Here is a 17,078-nt window from a genome sequence, read left to right as displayed (position 1 = left end):
AAAAGGAGAAAAATAACTATGGGACAACAATGGTCGGATGAATTACAGGTGGCACAAGTTCGTATTGCTAGGCCAACTGATCAATTAAAGGAAATTGAAAAATTTTATTGTGAAGGCGTAGGGTTAGAAAAAATCGGTTCTTTCACAGGGCATCGTGGCTACAATGGTATAATGATTGGTCTTCCAAATGCTAGCTATCATTTAGAATTTACAGAGCATCTTGAGGGAAGCCCATGTCCAGCACCAACAAAGGATAATCTGCTTGTATTGTAATTCCAAAGTTTGCAACCATACAGCGTATTGCGGAACGCTTATTGCAAATGGGCCATCCAGAAGTAGAGCCAGAAAATCCATATTGGGCTGACAAAGGTGTCACAATTGAAGATCCAGATGGCTGGCGTGTTGTATTAATGAACACGGAGGGTATTTAAATATTATAAGAAGAGGTACGAGCTTTCGTTATTGTAGGCTCGTATTTTTATCTGTATGCAGCAAATGATTTTGTATCGAAAGCGTAGCGACAGGTGCAGAAGATTTTCTTACCTCTGTTGCTTCACTTTCGCACAGTCGAATCCCTCTTGCTGCTGCAATTACGCCAAGGTAAAATTGATTAATACCCTATATGGTATATAATGAATGAAAGGCTTACAAGTTGGAGGTTCAAAGTATGGAAAGAATTAAAACGGCTGAGCAATGGAGAGATACTTTACAGCAATCTAAGGATAAGGCCTGTCTAGTGTTAAAATTCAGTATGACATGTTTTAGTAGCATTTCAGCGTTAAAAGAGTTGAAAGCACTGGAAACAAATTTGCCTAAGTATTTAATTATTGTGCAGAAGGATAGGGATGTCTCAAATATTATTGAAAACGATCTAAAGGTGAAGCATGAATCACCCCAGCTATTCATTTTGAAAGATGGGAAAGGCGTTTGGCAAGCGACGCATTATAAAATAAAACAATCTCTTCTGTCAGAAGCAATTAGTATGTACGTTAAGTGAGCGGATAATAAAAAAGATACCCATTCTTTTATACATGAAGGGGTATCTTTCTGAGGAAGTTTTCTAATGACCTAAAGCTTCATTTTGATGATAATGAGTAGCAATGGATTCAATATCTAGCTGCTCATAGTTTGTCCAATTAACTTTTCTAAAGTCTTCCTCACTAAAATAAATATTTAATACCTCAGTCATATCTTTGTCTCCACCAGGTTCTGTTAATGGTGCGTACCAGGAAATAGATGGTGTTTTAACGCTTTTCAGCTTGGACAGCTCTGCAAAAATCTTTGTAGAGTCCTTCAGCATCTGACTTTTTACACCTTTTGTTACATCTGCATCCTGAATGGAAATAGTGACAATCCCATTCTTTTCTTCAACAGTGAATTTATTTTTGACGGTAGCTCCCACTATATCTTCCACGGAAGTATTTTTATCGACGGCTACTTCTTTTGGAGCGGTATTTTTCCCGCAAGCTGATAACAACAGTGTAACTAGTAAAAATAGATAAAATAACTTCTTCAATGTAATGACCTCCCTTGTTACTACTTATATGCGCAAAATGGAGGTGAATTATACAGGACGGTAGTAGGTTATTTGAAAGAAGGGTAGGAAATGCATCATGTTAATTTTGCCTTATTCTTATTTGATGGAATTAACCAAGGTCGCTGTCCCAGTCGTCTTGACATTAACGTCAACATTGACTTCTAACTCTGGAAACATTGTTAACCAGTCATCTTTAATAGTATCCCATGCTTTATAATCTTCCATATGAAGTACTTCTCCAAAGTTCAAAATATCAACTTGATAATTATCTTTAATCGTATTAATGGTTTTTTCAATATTTTCTTTAATAAAGTTAGCAGTTTTTTTATCAATCATTTTTAAAGTTTTCTCTTTTGATAAATCAATGGCACATTTAACTTCTGCAACATTTTGTTCAACATCAATTTTCACATTTATTTTTGGAATCCCTTGTTCAAATTCCCCTTGAATAGTTGTTTTAGATTTCCCTATTTCAGTCGTTATAGATCCTTCATTAGGACAAGAGGTATTAATAATTGTGCTTTTAATATTATTCATTAAAAAATTATAATAGATACTTTCTAGTTCAGTTAAATAACCTATTAATTTATCCTTTTTAAATACCCCTAGTCCAGTGAAATGTAATACTGCCGATGTTTCAATTCTTTCAACATTATCTGGACGTTTACCTAAATCTTTGTCCCCAACTAACTCTATTGCTGATAAAACCGTACTTTTGTGATCATCTCCCAACTCAGAAATTAAATCTTCAGTATCAACAAATTTTGTTGAGCCCCAAGCATCTTGGGAAGCAAGTGCGGAATTTAGAATCTTTTTTGCTGGTATTTTTTCTATAGGTGTTAAGACATTTAAAATATCTTTAGCCGTAGAATTGTAGGCTACAACAAAGTTAAAGTCACTTCTAATTGCTTGGTCTCTAGCCATAAAGTCTAGAGCTTCCGCAATTCCTTCAGATGCAAATTCTTCCCCGAAAACAACTAATTGCATGTGAGTGAAATAGGCTCTTCTTGGAGAAGATGCAGTTAATTTCCTAATAGCTTCGAATAAGGATTTTCCAGTTGCATGATAGGTAGTAACTGGCGATTGACTACCAGAAGATTTATTTTCAGACATTTCACTAGCATTGATAATTTGAACAGAAATAGAATATCCATCATTAACTTTATCAATACCTAAAGCCGAAACAATAGCTAGTTCGCCTAATTCACGCTTACTCCAACAGCCACTTAGCAATAGCGTAAATATGACTAGAAAAATTACTATTAATGATTTTTTCATTTTATATTCACCTCTTCAAGTAAACTATTAAGAGGATGAACAAGTTTTTAAAGAAATATACTAAAAAATTAGATGATAAGAATATTCTAGAAAACTAGCGTACAACCTTACAATGAGTTACAGCTAAACAAATAGTTAAGACCAGATATCGCCGTCTTGGTCTTTTTAAATATCAATCTAGTTTGATTAATTGTTATCTCTTGTCTCTTTGAAATTTTTCTTATCTAAAGCCCGCTTTATTTGAATCCTCTAAAAACGCTATTTCGCCATTCCAAAAATTTATCGTTGGTGATGGCTGTTTTTTTTTTGTTAAAAACAATAAAAAAGAATTGTGAATTAAGGTGGATTGTGGAATATTACACTTAAACGAACGGAACATATTTGTTTTAATATTACTTATTTGAGTTTTCTTTAAACGATGAACATAATATATCAAAAATTTCACACAATAAAGAAGGTTCTAACATGATGAAAGTGATTACATATTTTTTTCTATTAACTATTGAATAGGTAGTTAAAAAACTGTATAGTGAAATTGTTTGTCTGACGTCTGACTACTTTATTTAATTAAGATCTATGACTGTTTCTTCAAGTTTCGATATTGAAACATAAAGAAGCGAAAGAATGGCTTTGTAGTTTTGGGGTCGAACGTCTAAAAATTATTATTGAAATTTATGGAGGAACTTATGAGATACTTAATATCCATTTGTGGATTGCTACTTGTTTTTGGTTTAGCTCTGATAATGAGTAAAAACAAGAAAGAAATAAAATATAAAAACATAGTTCTTATGTTAATCATCCAATTTGTATTGGCAGTAGTTCTGCTAAATACAAAATTTGGTTATGTTCTAATCAAAGGAATAACAAATGTATTTGATCATTTATTGTCTTACGCAAATACTGGCGTATCATTTGTTTTTGGAGGTGTACTGAATGAAGGAGAATTTTCCTTCTTTCTAGGTGTATTATTACCGATTATCTTTATATCTTCATTGATAGGGATCTTGCAGTATTTTAAAATTCTTCCTTTCTTCATGAAATGGATAGGTTTATTTTTAAGTAAAGTAAGTGGTATGGGGAAATTGGAATCATATAATGCTGTTGCCTCTGCGCTGGTAGGCCAATCGGAAGTATTCATTACTGTAAAAAAACAATTAGATAAGATTTCTCCACAGCGAATGTATACATTATGCGCTTCAGCAATGTCTACCGTTTCTATGTCAGTTGTTGGAGCATATATGACGATGATTGAACCAAAATATGTTGTAACAGCGATTGTATTGAACTTGTTTGGTGGATTTATTATTGCTTCAATCATTAATCCGTATAGCGTAGAAGAAAGTGAAGATATCTTAACGATTGAAGATGAACATAAGCAAACTTTCTTTCAAATGCTTGGCGAATATATCTTGGATGGATTTAAAGTAGCTGTTATTGTTGGAGCTATGCTTATTGGTTTCGTAGCATTAATGGATTTAATCAATTCACTGTTTGAAATGAGTATCGGTATATCTTTCCAAGAATTATTGGGTTATATCTTTGCACCAGTAGCTTTCCTAATGGGTGTACCATGGGCAGAAGCTATTACTGCCGGAGGAATTATGGCAACCAAATTAGTAACGAATGAATTCGTTGCAATGGCAAGCCTTGGAGAGGTAGCTAAGTCTATGAGTGCACATACACTGGCTATTATTTCTGTATTTGTTGTATCCTTTGCAAACTTTGCATCGATCGGTATTATTGCCGGAGCAGTAAAAGGTTTGAATGAAAGGCAAGCGGATGTAGTTGCCCGTTTTGGCTTAAAGTTGTTGTACGGAGCAACACTTGTTAGTATCTTAACGGCTACAATTGTTGGTATGGTTATTTAATTTAGAAAAAAGAAGCAGTTGTTCTATATCGATTGTACTTTATAAAATCACAAACGTTTGAGTTTATGCCTTCCACACATCTGTGGAGGGCTTTTTTTATGCAAAAAGGAATTGTTCAAATGGAAAAATGGATTGCTACAGTATTGGCACAATCATCTCTTTTGCCGTGGATGGTCTAGAAGTGGATGTGACTGTATTAAATCAGCTTTATGGCTATTGACTACATCTCAAGAATTATGGGTGGTATTGTAAACTGTAATTTATTGTGAGCATCTGGTCTTTTGATTTGAATCGCTTGTATTATAAAATAATAATTATTTATCGTTTTAAAATAAAAAAGTATTGACTAAGGATGTTTTTTCGATTATTCTAGCATTAGAAAGTTGAGAAGGCGGTGAAATATGAAGCAGAAGGAATTAGCAAAGTGGTTAAAAATAATTATTGTATTTTGTTGGTTATTTGGTTTGTTGTTCTGTAGCTATGTAGGACCAGAGACAGGGAAGAATATATTGTTAGATTCTGGTTCATTAAAAGAGGTATATAAACCTTTCATTGCTTTTATTTGGATCACTGGCATTCCTTACTTTTTTTCTTTATGTATAGGTTGGAGTATCTGTTCAGATATTAATATAGGTAACGATTTCACATTAAAAAATGCAAATAGGTTAAAACGTATAACTGTTTTAGCAATGACAGAAGGAGTTTTATATGTCATCGCACTGCTTTATATATTTATTAGTGGGAACTACAATACTAATCTTTTAATGATTCTTTTGCTTATTCTATTTTTTGCAGTAGTTATTGCTGTATTCACTTCTTTACTTTCTTATTTGATGGGTAAAGCAAGTGAACTTAAACAGGATAACGAATTAACGATTTGAGGTGTAACATGGTTATCGTGGTTAATCTTGATGTGATGCTGGCAAAAAGGAAAATGAGTGTTACGGAATTATCGGAAAAACTGGGTATCACAATGGCAAACGTCTCGATTCTAAAAACTGGAAAAGCAAAAGCTATCAAATTTTCAACATTAGAAAAAATATGTGAAGTATTAGACTGCCAACCAGGTGATATCTTGGAATATCAAAAATAATTAAACTAATTTTAATGGAGGAAGATATGATGAAAACAAAATATGTAATTGCAACTACACCAATTCTTTTAGGAGTAATCTGTTTTATTGCGAAGGCAATCATTGGGAGTAATGTAGCTGCAGATGGCACTTTAGAAGAACCTTTCTTCTTGATTCCAATTGGATTTTTATTATTCTTCTTAGGGATTGTGTTACTAGCAGGTGTGGCATTGATTTCAATGTTTAAGAAAACACAAGTTTCAAACTAAAAAAGTTAATTTGTAAAAAGGCTGCTAACCGTCCAAAAAAATAACCAGGCGCTCATCGTGAGTACCTGGTTATTTTTTTGTATGACATTTAGATATAAAAGATATGCTTACGATAAATAAAGTTGATACATTGAAGTGTCTTCATCCAAAGGTTTTGCAATGTCAAAAGCTTCTTGCTGAGTTTTATTATTATGAATTATTTCATACATAAATCGTATTAAAAACATTAGATTTGCATTGCAGTCTATGTAATCGTTTGGAGCGATATAAGAATGACAGCCACTTTTTAAGAATGCCGATGCTAATTGTTCAACGCCTAATGTACAGCCTGCAGCGATAACTTTTATATCATTTAATTTTGAATAACGCATGACTTCCTCAGGACCAAAAAATTCCCCGCGGGGCTCGTTTCTTTCATAAATATCTTCTCCTAGCTCATTCATACATAATCTTCCTTCATCACCATGGGAATTTAGAACTAAATAATCGATCTTTTCGTCTCGATCTTCTCCAGATAACAAATCAATAAGATCATTTGGTCTGCCTATCCAATGTACTGTAACTCTTGCTCCAAAGTACTCAAGGGTTGAACGTAAGGCATGCGCTTCCATACCCGTATTTGGACCAACAGCTAAACTAACATATAATTCTGGTTTGCTCATTCTAATGCTCCTTTTATTATATTTCTATTTGTATAAAACACTGAATATATAACAGTATTTTGCAATTATGAATTGTAATTGTTTGGGAATTATTTAACAAATGATTGCGCACATAAATAAGAAACTTAGGAGACAAGAACCACCACTCCTCAAATGTGACGTGTGGCTTATACGTCATTGAAAAATAATTTACGGGATTAGCCCCTTCCCATCGTCTACTTACAGATTTAGAAGTAAAGCAGATGAGTGGAAATTTACGTAAAGTATTATTAGAACAACCAATAAAAAACCTTCCACAGATGTTAATAAAACTGTTGATAAGAAGAAACCAAAAGGACTTCGTGTAAAAGGTTATGTTGTGAGGAGATGAATGTTAGTATGTGTTAAGTTATAACGTTAATAATCATTAATTTTTGCAACAATGCTCATTTTGATAATAAAAAATCACCCTCCAATAATGAAGGGTGATTCGCTTCAAAGCCATGTGGCTAGTAAGATTAAATTTAAAAAGCCGCGTATGCCGTAGTTATTATAGAAAGTTTTAAACCACCACTCCTCAAAGTGGGTGTTCGCAGAAGCTTTCCTGCTTATCCTCATGCACCATGGTGTGAGGCCCGTCATTCCAACTCCAATAATAAAACTCCCTTTTACAGCTTAAAGGTTAAAACTTAATATTGTACGAACAATGCAGCCTTTAAGGATATAATAAAGGATGATAAACAAACTTGCAAGTAAGATGGTTTGTGCAAAAAAGTCAATGGGCAAGAGTTCCAAATCATATAGGACTGGAAGGAACATCGCCCAAAATACTTGAAACTCCTCCATACATTATTCACAAATGAGAACGAAAAATACGAACAACCTTTGCTAAATAGGATAGATTATGTAAAGATAGGAGCATAAATAGGGTTTACCTAGTAAAAAAATAAAAGGAGGAAGCGGAAATGGCAGCTTATCCAAATTGTCCGAAATGTAATTCTGAATACACATATGAGGATGGATCGAACTTTGTATGTCCAGAATGTGCGCATGAGTGGAGCACAGATGTTACAGAGCAGGAGTCAGATACACTAATTGTAAAGGATGCACATGGCAGTCTACTTGCAGACGGTGATTCCGTAACAATTATTAAGGATCTAAAGGTTAAAGGTAGTTCTTCAACATTAAAAATTGGGACAAAGGTGAAAAGCATTCGTCTCGTTGAAGGAGATCACAATATTGACTGTAAAATCGATGGCTTTGGTGCAATGAAATTAAAGTCAGAGTTCGTAAAAAAAGCATAATTACTGTAAAAAGAGTCGTAATATGAAGCGCCCCAAACTTGAAGTTGGAAGGCTATTCTAAATCGACTCTTTTTTATTTTTATTCAGTAGGTGTCTAAACACCTATTGAATAAAAATAAAGCCTCCGGACGCAATTACGCCAAGGCAAAATTGATTTCAATAATTTTTTTTAGTAATTACTGTAACATTTAGAAAAGATATACGTTTTACTTGTGGAATTGCAAAGCGAGGGGATGGCATGGACAGACAGCGGAAAAACGAGCTTGAGCAACTTTATGAAAAATACGCGAAATCGTTATATTATTTTCTGCTGAAGATGTCTGGGTCAGTGCATGTAGCGGAAGATTTAGTGCAAGAAACATTTGTACGAGCTACGATATCGTTGTCGTTTTATAAAGAGGAGGATGTGAGAGCATGGTTATTCAAAGTAGCGCGGAACACGTATTTAGATGAATGGCGTAAGCAGAAAAGGCGAAGGACTATTCCGTTCGCACACTTATTTTGGAAAGATGAAATGCTAAGTCCGTACGGGCTTCCAGAAGAGGATTTTCTAATGCAGGAAGTGACGGAAGATGTACAGGCGTTGCTGAAATTTTTGCCTGAAAATTACCGAACGATTTTATATTTACGTGAATATGAACAATTCACCTACTTAGAATTACAGGAGGCACTGGAGCTTTCGGAGGGGCAGGTGAAAATACTTTTGCATCGTGCCCGCAAAAGGTTGGAGGAAATAGTAAAAAAGAATGGAGGTTTTCAACATGACTGAGTGGTCGCAGGAGAATGAAAAAAAGATTTTAAGAAAATACCGTTTTACATTAACATTTCGAGTCCTACGTGTATTGCTAATATGCTTCTTTATTTATGCTCTCTATATAATAGGAGTGTCCGTCGTTTTTGATAAAGCGCGTCCAGATCTTAAACATATTTATAACTCTTTAATAGCACTTCAATGGCAGCATCCAAATATTACGGGTCGAGATACTTCAGGTTTGTCGTCAGAAATAACACCATTTCTGACGCAAAAATTTAGCTATCCTCTTGAGAAGCAGGTAGGAAAGGAAAAGGTAGTAGTCGGCGAAATGCATGTTGAAAAATCTATATTGGATTCTAATTCATCTCTGAGTATGGATTTACCGTCGACAAATACATCACAGCAATTTAATTTTAATTTACCCGAAGATCCTGTAACCGGAAAAGCAACAGCATCTCATCTTAATAATAATATATGGAAGACGTTAGAAAAATTACCTGAGGGAACTGTAGCGGAAATGGCATTTTCGATTTCAACCTATAAAGAACCTATGGAATTGGTAAAAATGATTGCTCCGTACGATGTCCAAATCGTTTGGATGCCATTATACACAGGTGAGTTTAAATCCTTTGAACCAGCTTCTTCTAGCTACAACAGTGGTTCAATTACAATTTATGATAGTTTCGGGTTATCAGGAGGCTTAAAAGTTAGTGATGATTATTCACATATATCGCAAGCACAAGAAATAGAATATAATGTGAAAGATAGCCAGCGATGGATGTTGGAAAATATGGAAAGACTTTTAACTGAAAAGGAAAGCTATTATGAGGGATTTCTAGGTTTACATCATTTGCAAGAACGCTATGATTATATAAAAAAGAATGGATTTCAAGCTTATGGCGCTGTTGTAACAGGACCGGCAAAGCGACTATGGATGCTTCAAGATTTAGAAGGTATTTCTAATGAAATGCTAGGGGATGTCGAACTTATGAATGGATATAATTGGTGATTAAAGAAGTTGTCTCAGGTTACGTTGAGACAACTTCTTTCTGCTGGTGTAACATTATTTTCTAAACCTACGAAACATAATAGCAAAAGCAGCACCGATTAGTGCAAAAATAGTATGTAAAATAGCTATGTAGCTAGCTCCAATTAGCAGTGTCCCAATTTCCGTAAAGGAATAGTCGATGACATAGAGTGGATTATTAATATTATTAATGACGGCCCAGACGAAAACAGGCACAAAGCTAATGGCGAAAACAATCCAAATGTTTTTGTAAAAGAAGTAAGTAAGACAACCGAAAATTGCGTATGATACAACAAAGCTTTTATGATTGCCTAGTAAGGATGAGTTAATGGCAAACATAAAGGAGAGTACGATAAAAACAAGATGAAAAAATGTTAATGTACTTTTCATAGGGAATTTATAAACTAGTGATTGCTCTGAAGTGTCGAGCTGACGACAATGCTCACAATTAGCTAAATGTTGTTCAACAAATTCTATAGTACTTGCTTGGAGCGCTTGTTTTTTATACAAAGGTATTAAATCCTCTACAATTGAACATTCCTGTGACAAAAGCTTCCCTCCAATCGATCTCCTTCCATTATACGACTTTTTAACTTCTTTCAGCAGATGAATGCGGGTTTAAGTTAATTTTCAGCGGGTGTCCAAACATCTGTACCTGTCGCTACGTTAGCACTGCGCTTTCGCACAAAAAACATCTGTTGCTGCCGCTACGTTAGCACTGCGCTTTCGCACAAAAAACATCTGTTGCTGCCGCTACGTTAGCACTGCGCTTTCGCACAAAAAACATCTGTTGCTGCCGCTACGTTAGCACTGCGCTTTCGCACAAAAAACATCTGTTGCTGCCGCTACGTTAGCACTGCGCTTTCGCACAAAAAACATCTGTTGCTGCCGCTACGTTAGCACTGCGCTTTCGCACAAAAAACATCTGTTGCTGCCGCTACGTTAGCACTGCGCTTTCGCACAAAAAACATCTGTTGCTGCCGCTACGTTAGCACTGCGCTTTCGCACAAAAAACATCTGTTGCTGCCGCTACGTTAGCACTGCGCTTTCGCACAAAAAACATCTGTTGCTACCGCTACGTTAGCACTGCGCTTTCGCACAAAAAACATCTGCAGGCCTAAGCACAAAGCCGATTCCGGACGCAATTATGCCAAAGCATAATTGATATAATAAAAAAGCCTTCCGTGAGTTAATTCATCGGAAAACTTGTGCATGCACCCTATTAATTTGATGTTAATACTTCATTTGTCAAAGCTTGAATATCAATATGTGTTTTTTCCTTCACAGCATCCTTCAAAATCTCAGTACGGAAATAGTGAACTGAAGCTTCGAGGGGGATTATTAAAAGCTTGGTAAGAGCTGTTTGATACATATACACAAATTCTTTGTCTGTGTTTCCACGTTTTAATTCAGCAAAGGCTTCATAAAATTGGTCAAGCTTATCAGCAAATTCAAGTAGACGACCTTCTAACGTGCTGTCCTTACCTTCTTTCATGCGGTCAAAGAAGATAGCCTGAAATTCTTGTGGAATCTCATTAATAATGAATTTTTCCATCATTTTTTCTTCGACATGGGCAAGCAATTGCTTAAGCTCTGGGCTCGCGTGCTTTACTGGGGTTTTAATATCGCCGATAAATACTTCAGCAAAGTCATGATTGATGGTTTTTTCATATAACGATTTCCAATTTACCGTAGCTCCATTCATTTCCTCGAGTGTAGCAAAGAACATAGCATACTGTGATACCTTCCAAGAGTGAGCAGCCACATTATGCTCTTCAAATTTGAAGCGGCCAGGGCAACGAATAATACGCTCTAGGTCATTAAGACTTGTAAAAAATTGATGAATTCCTATAAAAATCACTCCTTTTTGTTCTATATGTGCATGTTACTATAATCAATACCCTCTTTGTGTAGATTTCAAACAATTTAACAATGATTCAATTTGCGTTTACAAAGGATTCACAATTGCCGGTAAGGCACGCATATGTTGAGTGCTATAATGAGGAGGGACCGAATCAATTATGCCTCGGCATAATTGCGTCCGGAATCGGCTTTGTGCTTAGGCCTGCATGATGCAGGTCAGTTAGCCATTATCGCATGGATGCGATGATTTTAGGCTAACATCCTATATTGAACTCCTTTCCGATTCCGTGACATCCGCCGGAGGTTTTAACTTCTTTCAGCAAATGTCTTCTGTACCGAAAGCGTAGCGGCAGGTACAAGTGTTTGGACACCCACTGAAAAAGTAACTTAAACCCGCATTCATCTCACCACCTAAGAGGTGGGGGACTTCTGTAGCTGACGCTTTGCTTTCGCTACCAAAATACTTGCTGAAAAAAGTTAAAAGGGGAGTATGCACCTTGATTTCAATTTATACACTTCTTCTTTATATACATATTTTAAGTGCCATCCTTTCGATTGGGCCATTGTTTGTAGTTTTACCAATTATTAAGAAAATGCGTACAGCATCCCATGTTGAGATGTCACCGTATATTGAGGCTTTTAAAGGAGCAATTACAATCGTCAAGCATTCGGGACATGTTCTTGTTGCATCGGGTATTTTATTAATGTGGCATGCGGGCTATCATTGGAGTACCTCGTGGATTGTGCTTACATTTCTTGTATTGCTTGCCTCTATCGTTTTTTTAGCAAGAGCGTTTAAACCGACTTTACGAACATTTAATACACCTGCCTATGACCAACAAAAATTTGCTTCATTGTTACATAAGAAAGCATGGATGTACATTTTGTTATTGCTCATCATGTTATGGTTAATGGTAGCAAAGCCTGTACTATGGTAAAGGATTTCTCCATCGCAAAAATTCGCACCCTAAGTGGAGTGCGAATTTTTTTTCAATTGCTAAGTAAACGTTTAAAGTAGTTTTTACGAATAAATAAGTAACTAACGAAGAACAGGATAAAGAAACATACAGAACTCATCAAAGAGACTTTTAAAAATGTGGTTGAAACCATTGTTCGCATAGCAAATAAAGTAACAAACAACATCGTAATCGCTATCGCAAATGGCACAAATATGAGGATTGCCAGCTCCTTAGAAACTACAGTGAATAACTCTTTTTTGGATAAACCAAGCTTCCGTATGCCTAAATACTTTTCTTTTTCCTGGAGAAGTGTCGTTTGTAAATAGAAGTAGAGTATACTCATAGCGGCACTTAAGAAAATCAAACTCAACATAGAGCCGATAAAGAACATGACACTTTTTACAAACAGTTCTGAGTCATATAAGTCGATTTTTGAAGCTACATACCGTTGCTGAGATATAGTTGGGAGATCCTCAGTAATTTTTCTCGCAAGTTCTGTATGCGTTGTCCAATTGTCGAGCTCAAATATATAAGTTTTATAAACAGGATAGTCGATACTGTTATAAAGAAGATCGGGTACAATAAAATATGTTTGCTGGAACCCGGTGGATAATAAGTTTCTCTCATCTACAGACGCAAGCTTTAAATGCTTAAGATAATGGTCTTCATCAATATTCGTTATTGGTGCTAGTTTATGATTACCAGCGACAGCTATAAATTCATTGTTATTTAAGCTAACGGTTTGATTTTTTAACAGATTATAGTTTGAAACTGACATATAACCAAGTCGTTTATCTTCATTCGATTTAAATTCAATAAAGTATTTTTGCGAATCCACTGTAGATAATTGTTTTTCAAGATATTCAACATCAGCTTTTACCATGCTTGCATCAGCCTTAGGATCTGCGATGTATTGAAAGCTATAGGGATAGCTCGCTTCGCTGTCCTTTGCAACATTATAGTAGGAGCTAAATAAAATGCTTGTACATAAAAATACACCGCTTATTAAAATCGTTATTAAAAATAGCATATTTGCGTGCGACTTCATTTTTGCATTGAGGTTGGAAGCCAGTAACATATTTGTTTTCCGCAAATAGGCTGGCGATTTCTCAAAGATTTTTAGCAGGAAGCACATTCCTTGTGAGATGATTAGATAAATTGTAGAAAGAATACTCGCGAAAAACACGATGTAGTAAAGAATACCAAAGCTAACTACAATGTCATGATCAATTTTTAATAAATAGGCTAAAGTGGCGGAAATAGTAATACTAATAATTAATAAAAGATAATGAGATTTTATCGATTTTTCGATGACAATATCACTTTTTAAAAGCTGAATTGACGCTTCTTTATTAATAAATCTTGTCATTATTTTTGAAATAACAACAAATAATACAAGGAATAAACCAACAGTTAAAACGATTGCTTTAATCGGAATATACATACCGAAAGTTTCTGCTTTTAACACAACCTTGGCACCCATTAAGAAGAGTGGTGTAATGACAAGTCCAAGAACGATTGCTGCAATAATCGCCATTACACCAATAAGAATATTTTCACGAAAAACTAGTGTGCGAATTTGTTTCATGGATGCACCAGTAATCATAAAGATGCCTAGTGTTTTTGCTTTTTTCTTCAAAAACGCCATTATGGAATACGCAATGAAGATAAATGAAAACAAATAGACGAGCATACTTGCTAACATTAATGAAATGCCGAGTGTTGAATCGGGAGCTAAACTATTAAGACTTGGATGAAAAGCGATGACTGTAAATAAAAAGAAAATAATGATAGAAAACATACTGCTAAGGAAATAAGAAACATAGGTCCATTTGTCACGTAAAATATTTTGTACAACGATATGATTAAAGCTCATGTTGTCCACCACCTAAAAAAGCAAGCGTGTCCATGATTTCCTGGTAAAATTGTTTGCGATTATTGCCACGATGAATTTCGTTATATAATTTACCATCTTTAATGAATATAATACGATTTGCGAAGCTTGCTACATAAGGGTCATGCGTCACCATTAAAATGGCCGTTTTCAGTTCGGTATGAATAGAACTAAATAAGTTCATGACATCATTTACTGCCTTTGAATCGAGATTTCCTGTAGGTTCATCGGCCAACAATAAACTCGGTTCATGAATAACCGCACGTGCAATAGCTACACGTTGTTTTTGTCCACCAGAAATTTCATAAATTCGTTTTGGAAGAAGCTCCTCGATGCCAAGAAATTGAGATATATGTGTAAGTCGTTGATGCATTTTATTGGCAGGTAGACTATCCAGAGTTAGTGGCAATAAAATATTTTCTTTCACTGTTAATGTGTGTACAAGGTTAAAATCTTGAAAGACAAAGCCTAATTCTGAACGGCGGAATTTTGCAAGCTCCTCATCATCTAATGAATAAGGATTTCTGCCATTTATAAGAATTTCACCAGCAGTAGGGCGATCGATTGTTGATACGCTATTTAAAAATGTAGTTTTACCACTTCCAGAAGGCCCCATAACGGCTACGAATTCGTTCTCACCAAGTTTAAAATCTATACCATTCAATGCCTTATATGTGATTTCTCCGATATATTCTTTTTGTAGATTGGTTACTTGTAGGATTGAGTTTCCCAACTTTGAACAACTCCCTTACTTCGATTGAATAGCTTAAGTATAAAGAAGGAGCAGCATTTTACCTATTTGGCTATATGACGTCAATATGACAAAGTTGTCATATAATACTCATGATTTTTTTACGCTATTTGAAAAGTCTATAGAAAAGGTAGTGAAGCGTTCGTGGGACTGTAAGGTAAAAGGGTGCTCTAGTGCAGTCAAAATCTTTTTAACCAAATATAAGCCTATACCTGTTGCTTCACCGCTCGTTCTTCCTTTTACACCTGTATAAAAAAGATCAAAGACACGTGAAATTTCGCTATCGGGAATCGTATCTCCGCCGTTTTTAATTTTTAAAATAGCTTCGTCATAACTAATTTGAATGGAACTTTCAGACTCACCGTATTTAATGGCATTATTGATGATTTGATAAAGCACGATTTTTAACCATTTCCGATCTGAATAAATAATATTATTTTCAGCAAGCGTCACTTTTGGAAAAACTTCTTTAGCAATGAAATAATCCTTTAACTCGTTAATGACCTCCTGAATAATCTCTTTTAATGAGAGTGTCTCTATTTTTAAATCAGCTACTAGATTGGATGTGCGTTCATAAGTTAGCAGCTGGTTGAGGGTAAACGTCAGTTTATCACATTCATTATTGATAGTTTGCCAGTGCTCGGATTGACTATTTGCATCAGATTGAATAATCAGTTGAATGACCGACAATGGGGTCTTCATTTGATGAGCAAAATGTGAAAGGACAAGCTGCTTTTCTTTTCCTTGCTCCTCTAAAATTTGCTGTTGTGTTAAGTGTAGATATTGCATTTGTCGCAGTTTTTGGCTATAGGCTTGCTCAATCATAGCCTGTGGTTCAAACAGATGGAAGTCATCGCTTGTTAATGTGCCTTTCTGTAAATGAGCATAGAGTTTTTTTCTGCGATAATAACGACCAATTAGCCAAATAATAAATAGAAAGCTAACGAGAAAAATAAAATAAAAATAGTGTGATGATAAATCATCCAATGAATGAATGATCCAAGGTAATAATAGGAAGCTTACACAATAAAGAATAATTACACTTACATGATCTCGAAAGAAAAGCTTCATTCTTCTGCCTCCACTAATTGATAGCCAAGTCCACGAATTGTTTTAATTTCTAAACGGGATTGAATAGCTTCAAACTTTTTGCGAAGCCGACCAATATTAACAGATAAAGTGTTTTCTTCAACGAAGGATTCATCATCCCAAATAGCACTTAACAACTTTTGGCGAGATACAACATTTGGGTAAGCTTCAAATAGTAACTTGCTAAGCTGCATCTCTTTTAACGTTAACAGGCTCTCATGTTCCTCAGTGTGAAGCCGAACAGTATCTGGATTTAATGTAGTATTGGTAATTGTTATAGAATTAGAATCGGAGGAAGCATATTCTCCATATGTACGACGAATTAGGCCGTTCACTTTTGCCATAAATACATCTAGCGAGAAGGGCTTTGTAATAAAATCATCTGCACCATTTTCAATGCCATATACTTGATCAATATCATTCACACGCGCAGATACAATAATAATAGGGCATGTTGACAGCTGGCGGATTTTTCGTGACCAGAAGTACCCATCATAAGTTGGGAGGTTAATATCCATGACTACTAGATGGGGTTGAATAGCTTGAAATTCTTCTACTATACGGTTAAATTGTTGGACAGTGTAGCATGCAAATTGATATTTCGATAAATGCTCGACAATAAGCTTTGAAATAGTAGCATCGTCCTCTATTATGTATATTTTGTACATAGTATCGACCTTTCTTTATTTATATACTTTTAATGTACCCTGATATTTAAGAATCCATAAATATGGCTCATAATTATAACGTGGGGTTGATTTTCGTTCCTCTA

At 35.2% G+C, this 17,078-nt stretch carries 18 protein-coding genes, 1 other RNA gene and 1 pseudogene; 10 read left to right on the top strand and 10 right to left on the bottom strand.

Annotated features, from left to right (window positions below):
• Positions 1-18 precede the first annotated feature (18 nt).
• Positions 19-431 (top strand): annotated as a pseudogene (locus tag ACB089_RS23100) (VOC family protein).
• Between the two features lie 236 nt (positions 432-667).
• On the top strand, positions 668-997 hold the full coding sequence (ytxJ, locus tag ACB089_RS23095) for a bacillithiol system redox-active protein YtxJ (protein ID WP_374964097.1): 330 nt from the start codon (positions 668-670) through the stop codon (positions 995-997).
• 63 nt (positions 998-1,060) lie between these two features.
• Here the strand turns inward: ytxJ and ACB089_RS23090 are convergent, their stop codons facing one another.
• On the bottom strand, positions 1,061-1,516 hold the full coding sequence (locus tag ACB089_RS23090) for a hypothetical protein (protein WP_374964096.1): 456 nt from the start codon (positions 1,514-1,516) through the stop codon (positions 1,061-1,063).
• 117 nt (positions 1,517-1,633) lie between these two features.
• The gene (locus ACB089_RS23085) at positions 1,634-2,815 is read right to left on the bottom strand and encodes a Ger(x)C family spore germination protein (protein ID WP_374964095.1); all 1,182 of its coding nucleotides are present in this window, start codon (positions 2,813-2,815) and stop codon (positions 1,634-1,636) included.
• Between the two features lie 686 nt (positions 2,816-3,501).
• Between ACB089_RS23085 and ACB089_RS23080 the strand changes: the two genes are divergently transcribed.
• The 4 genes from ACB089_RS23080 (at position 3,502) to ACB089_RS23065 (ending at position 6,024) form a co-directional block, all read left to right on the top strand.
• Positions 3,502-4,683, top strand: a complete 1,182-nt coding sequence (locus ACB089_RS23080; protein WP_374964094.1) for a NupC/NupG family nucleoside CNT transporter — start codon at positions 3,502-3,504, stop codon at positions 4,681-4,683.
• 401 nt (positions 4,684-5,084) lie between these two features.
• Positions 5,085-5,564 (top strand): DUF2975 domain-containing protein, encoded by a 480-nt coding sequence (locus ACB089_RS23075; RefSeq protein ID WP_374964093.1) that lies wholly within the window; start codon positions 5,085-5,087, stop codon positions 5,562-5,564.
• Between the two features lie 8 nt (positions 5,565-5,572).
• On the top strand, positions 5,573-5,776 hold the full coding sequence (locus tag ACB089_RS23070; protein ID WP_374964092.1) for a helix-turn-helix domain-containing protein: 204 nt from the start codon (positions 5,573-5,575) through the stop codon (positions 5,774-5,776).
• Between the two features lie 29 nt (positions 5,777-5,805).
• Positions 5,806-6,024 (top strand): DUF3955 domain-containing protein, encoded by a 219-nt coding sequence (locus ACB089_RS23065; protein ID WP_374967619.1) that lies wholly within the window; start codon positions 5,806-5,808, stop codon positions 6,022-6,024.
• A gap of 107 nt (positions 6,025-6,131) precedes the next feature.
• Here the strand turns inward: ACB089_RS23065 and ACB089_RS23060 are convergent, their stop codons facing one another.
• On the bottom strand, positions 6,132-6,686 hold the full coding sequence (locus ACB089_RS23060) for a delta-aminolevulinic acid dehydratase (RefSeq protein ID WP_374964091.1): 555 nt from the start codon (positions 6,684-6,686) through the stop codon (positions 6,132-6,134).
• A 504-nt stretch (positions 6,687-7,190) separates the two neighbouring features.
• Positions 7,191-7,383, bottom strand: a non-coding RNA gene (gene ssrS, locus ACB089_RS23055) — 6S RNA.
• A gap of 247 nt (positions 7,384-7,630) precedes the next feature.
• Here ssrS and ACB089_RS23050 point away from each other — a divergent pair.
• The 3 genes from ACB089_RS23050 (at position 7,631) to ACB089_RS23040 (ending at position 9,732) form a co-directional block, all read left to right on the top strand.
• On the top strand, positions 7,631-7,969 hold the full coding sequence (locus ACB089_RS23050; protein ID WP_374964090.1) for a zinc ribbon domain-containing protein YjdM: 339 nt from the start codon (positions 7,631-7,633) through the stop codon (positions 7,967-7,969).
• Positions 7,970-8,207: 238 nt separating this feature from the next.
• The gene (locus ACB089_RS23045; RefSeq protein WP_374964089.1) at positions 8,208-8,738 is read left to right on the top strand and encodes a sigma-70 family RNA polymerase sigma factor; all 531 of its coding nucleotides are present in this window, start codon (positions 8,208-8,210) and stop codon (positions 8,736-8,738) included.
• Positions 8,731-9,732: an anti sigma factor C-terminal domain-containing protein gene (locus tag ACB089_RS23040; RefSeq protein WP_374964088.1), complete on the top strand. Its 1,002-nt coding sequence runs from the start codon at positions 8,731-8,733 to the stop codon at positions 9,730-9,732. The genes ACB089_RS23045 and ACB089_RS23040 overlap by 8 nt, the downstream gene beginning before the upstream one ends.
• A gap of 54 nt (positions 9,733-9,786) precedes the next feature.
• Here ACB089_RS23040 and ACB089_RS23035 read toward each other — a convergent pair whose 3' ends face one another.
• Together ACB089_RS23035 and ACB089_RS23030 are read right to left on the bottom strand one after the other, a co-directional pair.
• Positions 9,787-10,299 (bottom strand): zf-HC2 domain-containing protein, encoded by a 513-nt coding sequence (locus ACB089_RS23035; RefSeq protein WP_374964087.1) that lies wholly within the window; start codon positions 10,297-10,299, stop codon positions 9,787-9,789.
• A 673-nt stretch (positions 10,300-10,972) separates the two neighbouring features.
• Complete coding sequence (locus ACB089_RS23030; RefSeq protein WP_374964086.1) at positions 10,973-11,611, bottom strand: YfbR-like 5'-deoxynucleotidase; 639 nt, start codon at positions 11,609-11,611, stop codon at positions 10,973-10,975.
• 499 nt (positions 11,612-12,110) lie between these two features.
• On the opposite strand from ACB089_RS23030, the gene ACB089_RS23025 reads away from it, so the two are divergent.
• Entirely contained in the window at positions 12,111-12,551 is a 441-nt protein-coding gene (locus tag ACB089_RS23025; RefSeq protein ID WP_374964085.1) for a hypothetical protein, read from the top strand.
• A 52-nt stretch (positions 12,552-12,603) separates the two neighbouring features.
• On the opposite strand, the gene ACB089_RS23020 is transcribed toward ACB089_RS23025, so the two are convergent.
• From ACB089_RS23020 to ACB089_RS23005, 4 genes are all read right to left on the bottom strand, one after another.
• On the bottom strand, positions 12,604-14,448 hold the full coding sequence (locus ACB089_RS23020; RefSeq protein ID WP_374964084.1) for an FtsX-like permease family protein: 1,845 nt from the start codon (positions 14,446-14,448) through the stop codon (positions 12,604-12,606).
• Positions 14,438-15,199 carry an ABC transporter ATP-binding protein gene (locus ACB089_RS23015; RefSeq protein ID WP_068985918.1) on the bottom strand — a complete coding sequence of 254 codons (762 nt, stop codon included), beginning with the start codon at positions 15,197-15,199 and terminating at the stop codon, positions 14,438-14,440. Before ACB089_RS23015 ends, ACB089_RS23020 begins: the two co-directional genes overlap by 11 nt.
• 108 nt (positions 15,200-15,307) lie before the next feature.
• The gene (locus tag ACB089_RS23010) at positions 15,308-16,288 is read right to left on the bottom strand and encodes a sensor histidine kinase (RefSeq protein WP_374964083.1); all 981 of its coding nucleotides are present in this window, start codon (positions 16,286-16,288) and stop codon (positions 15,308-15,310) included.
• Positions 16,285-16,974 carry a response regulator transcription factor gene (locus ACB089_RS23005; RefSeq protein ID WP_374964082.1) on the bottom strand — a complete coding sequence of 230 codons (690 nt, stop codon included), beginning with the start codon at positions 16,972-16,974 and terminating at the stop codon, positions 16,285-16,287. The genes ACB089_RS23010 and ACB089_RS23005 overlap by 4 nt, the downstream gene beginning before the upstream one ends.
• Positions 16,975-17,078 lie beyond the last annotated feature (104 nt).

It is taken from the genome of Lysinibacillus sp. RS10, from assembly GCF_041956855.1.
Taxonomy (GTDB): Bacteria; Bacillota; Bacilli; order Bacillales_A; family Planococcaceae; genus Lysinibacillus; species Lysinibacillus xylanilyticus_A.
This window is presented reverse-complemented; position numbering and strand designations above follow the sequence as displayed.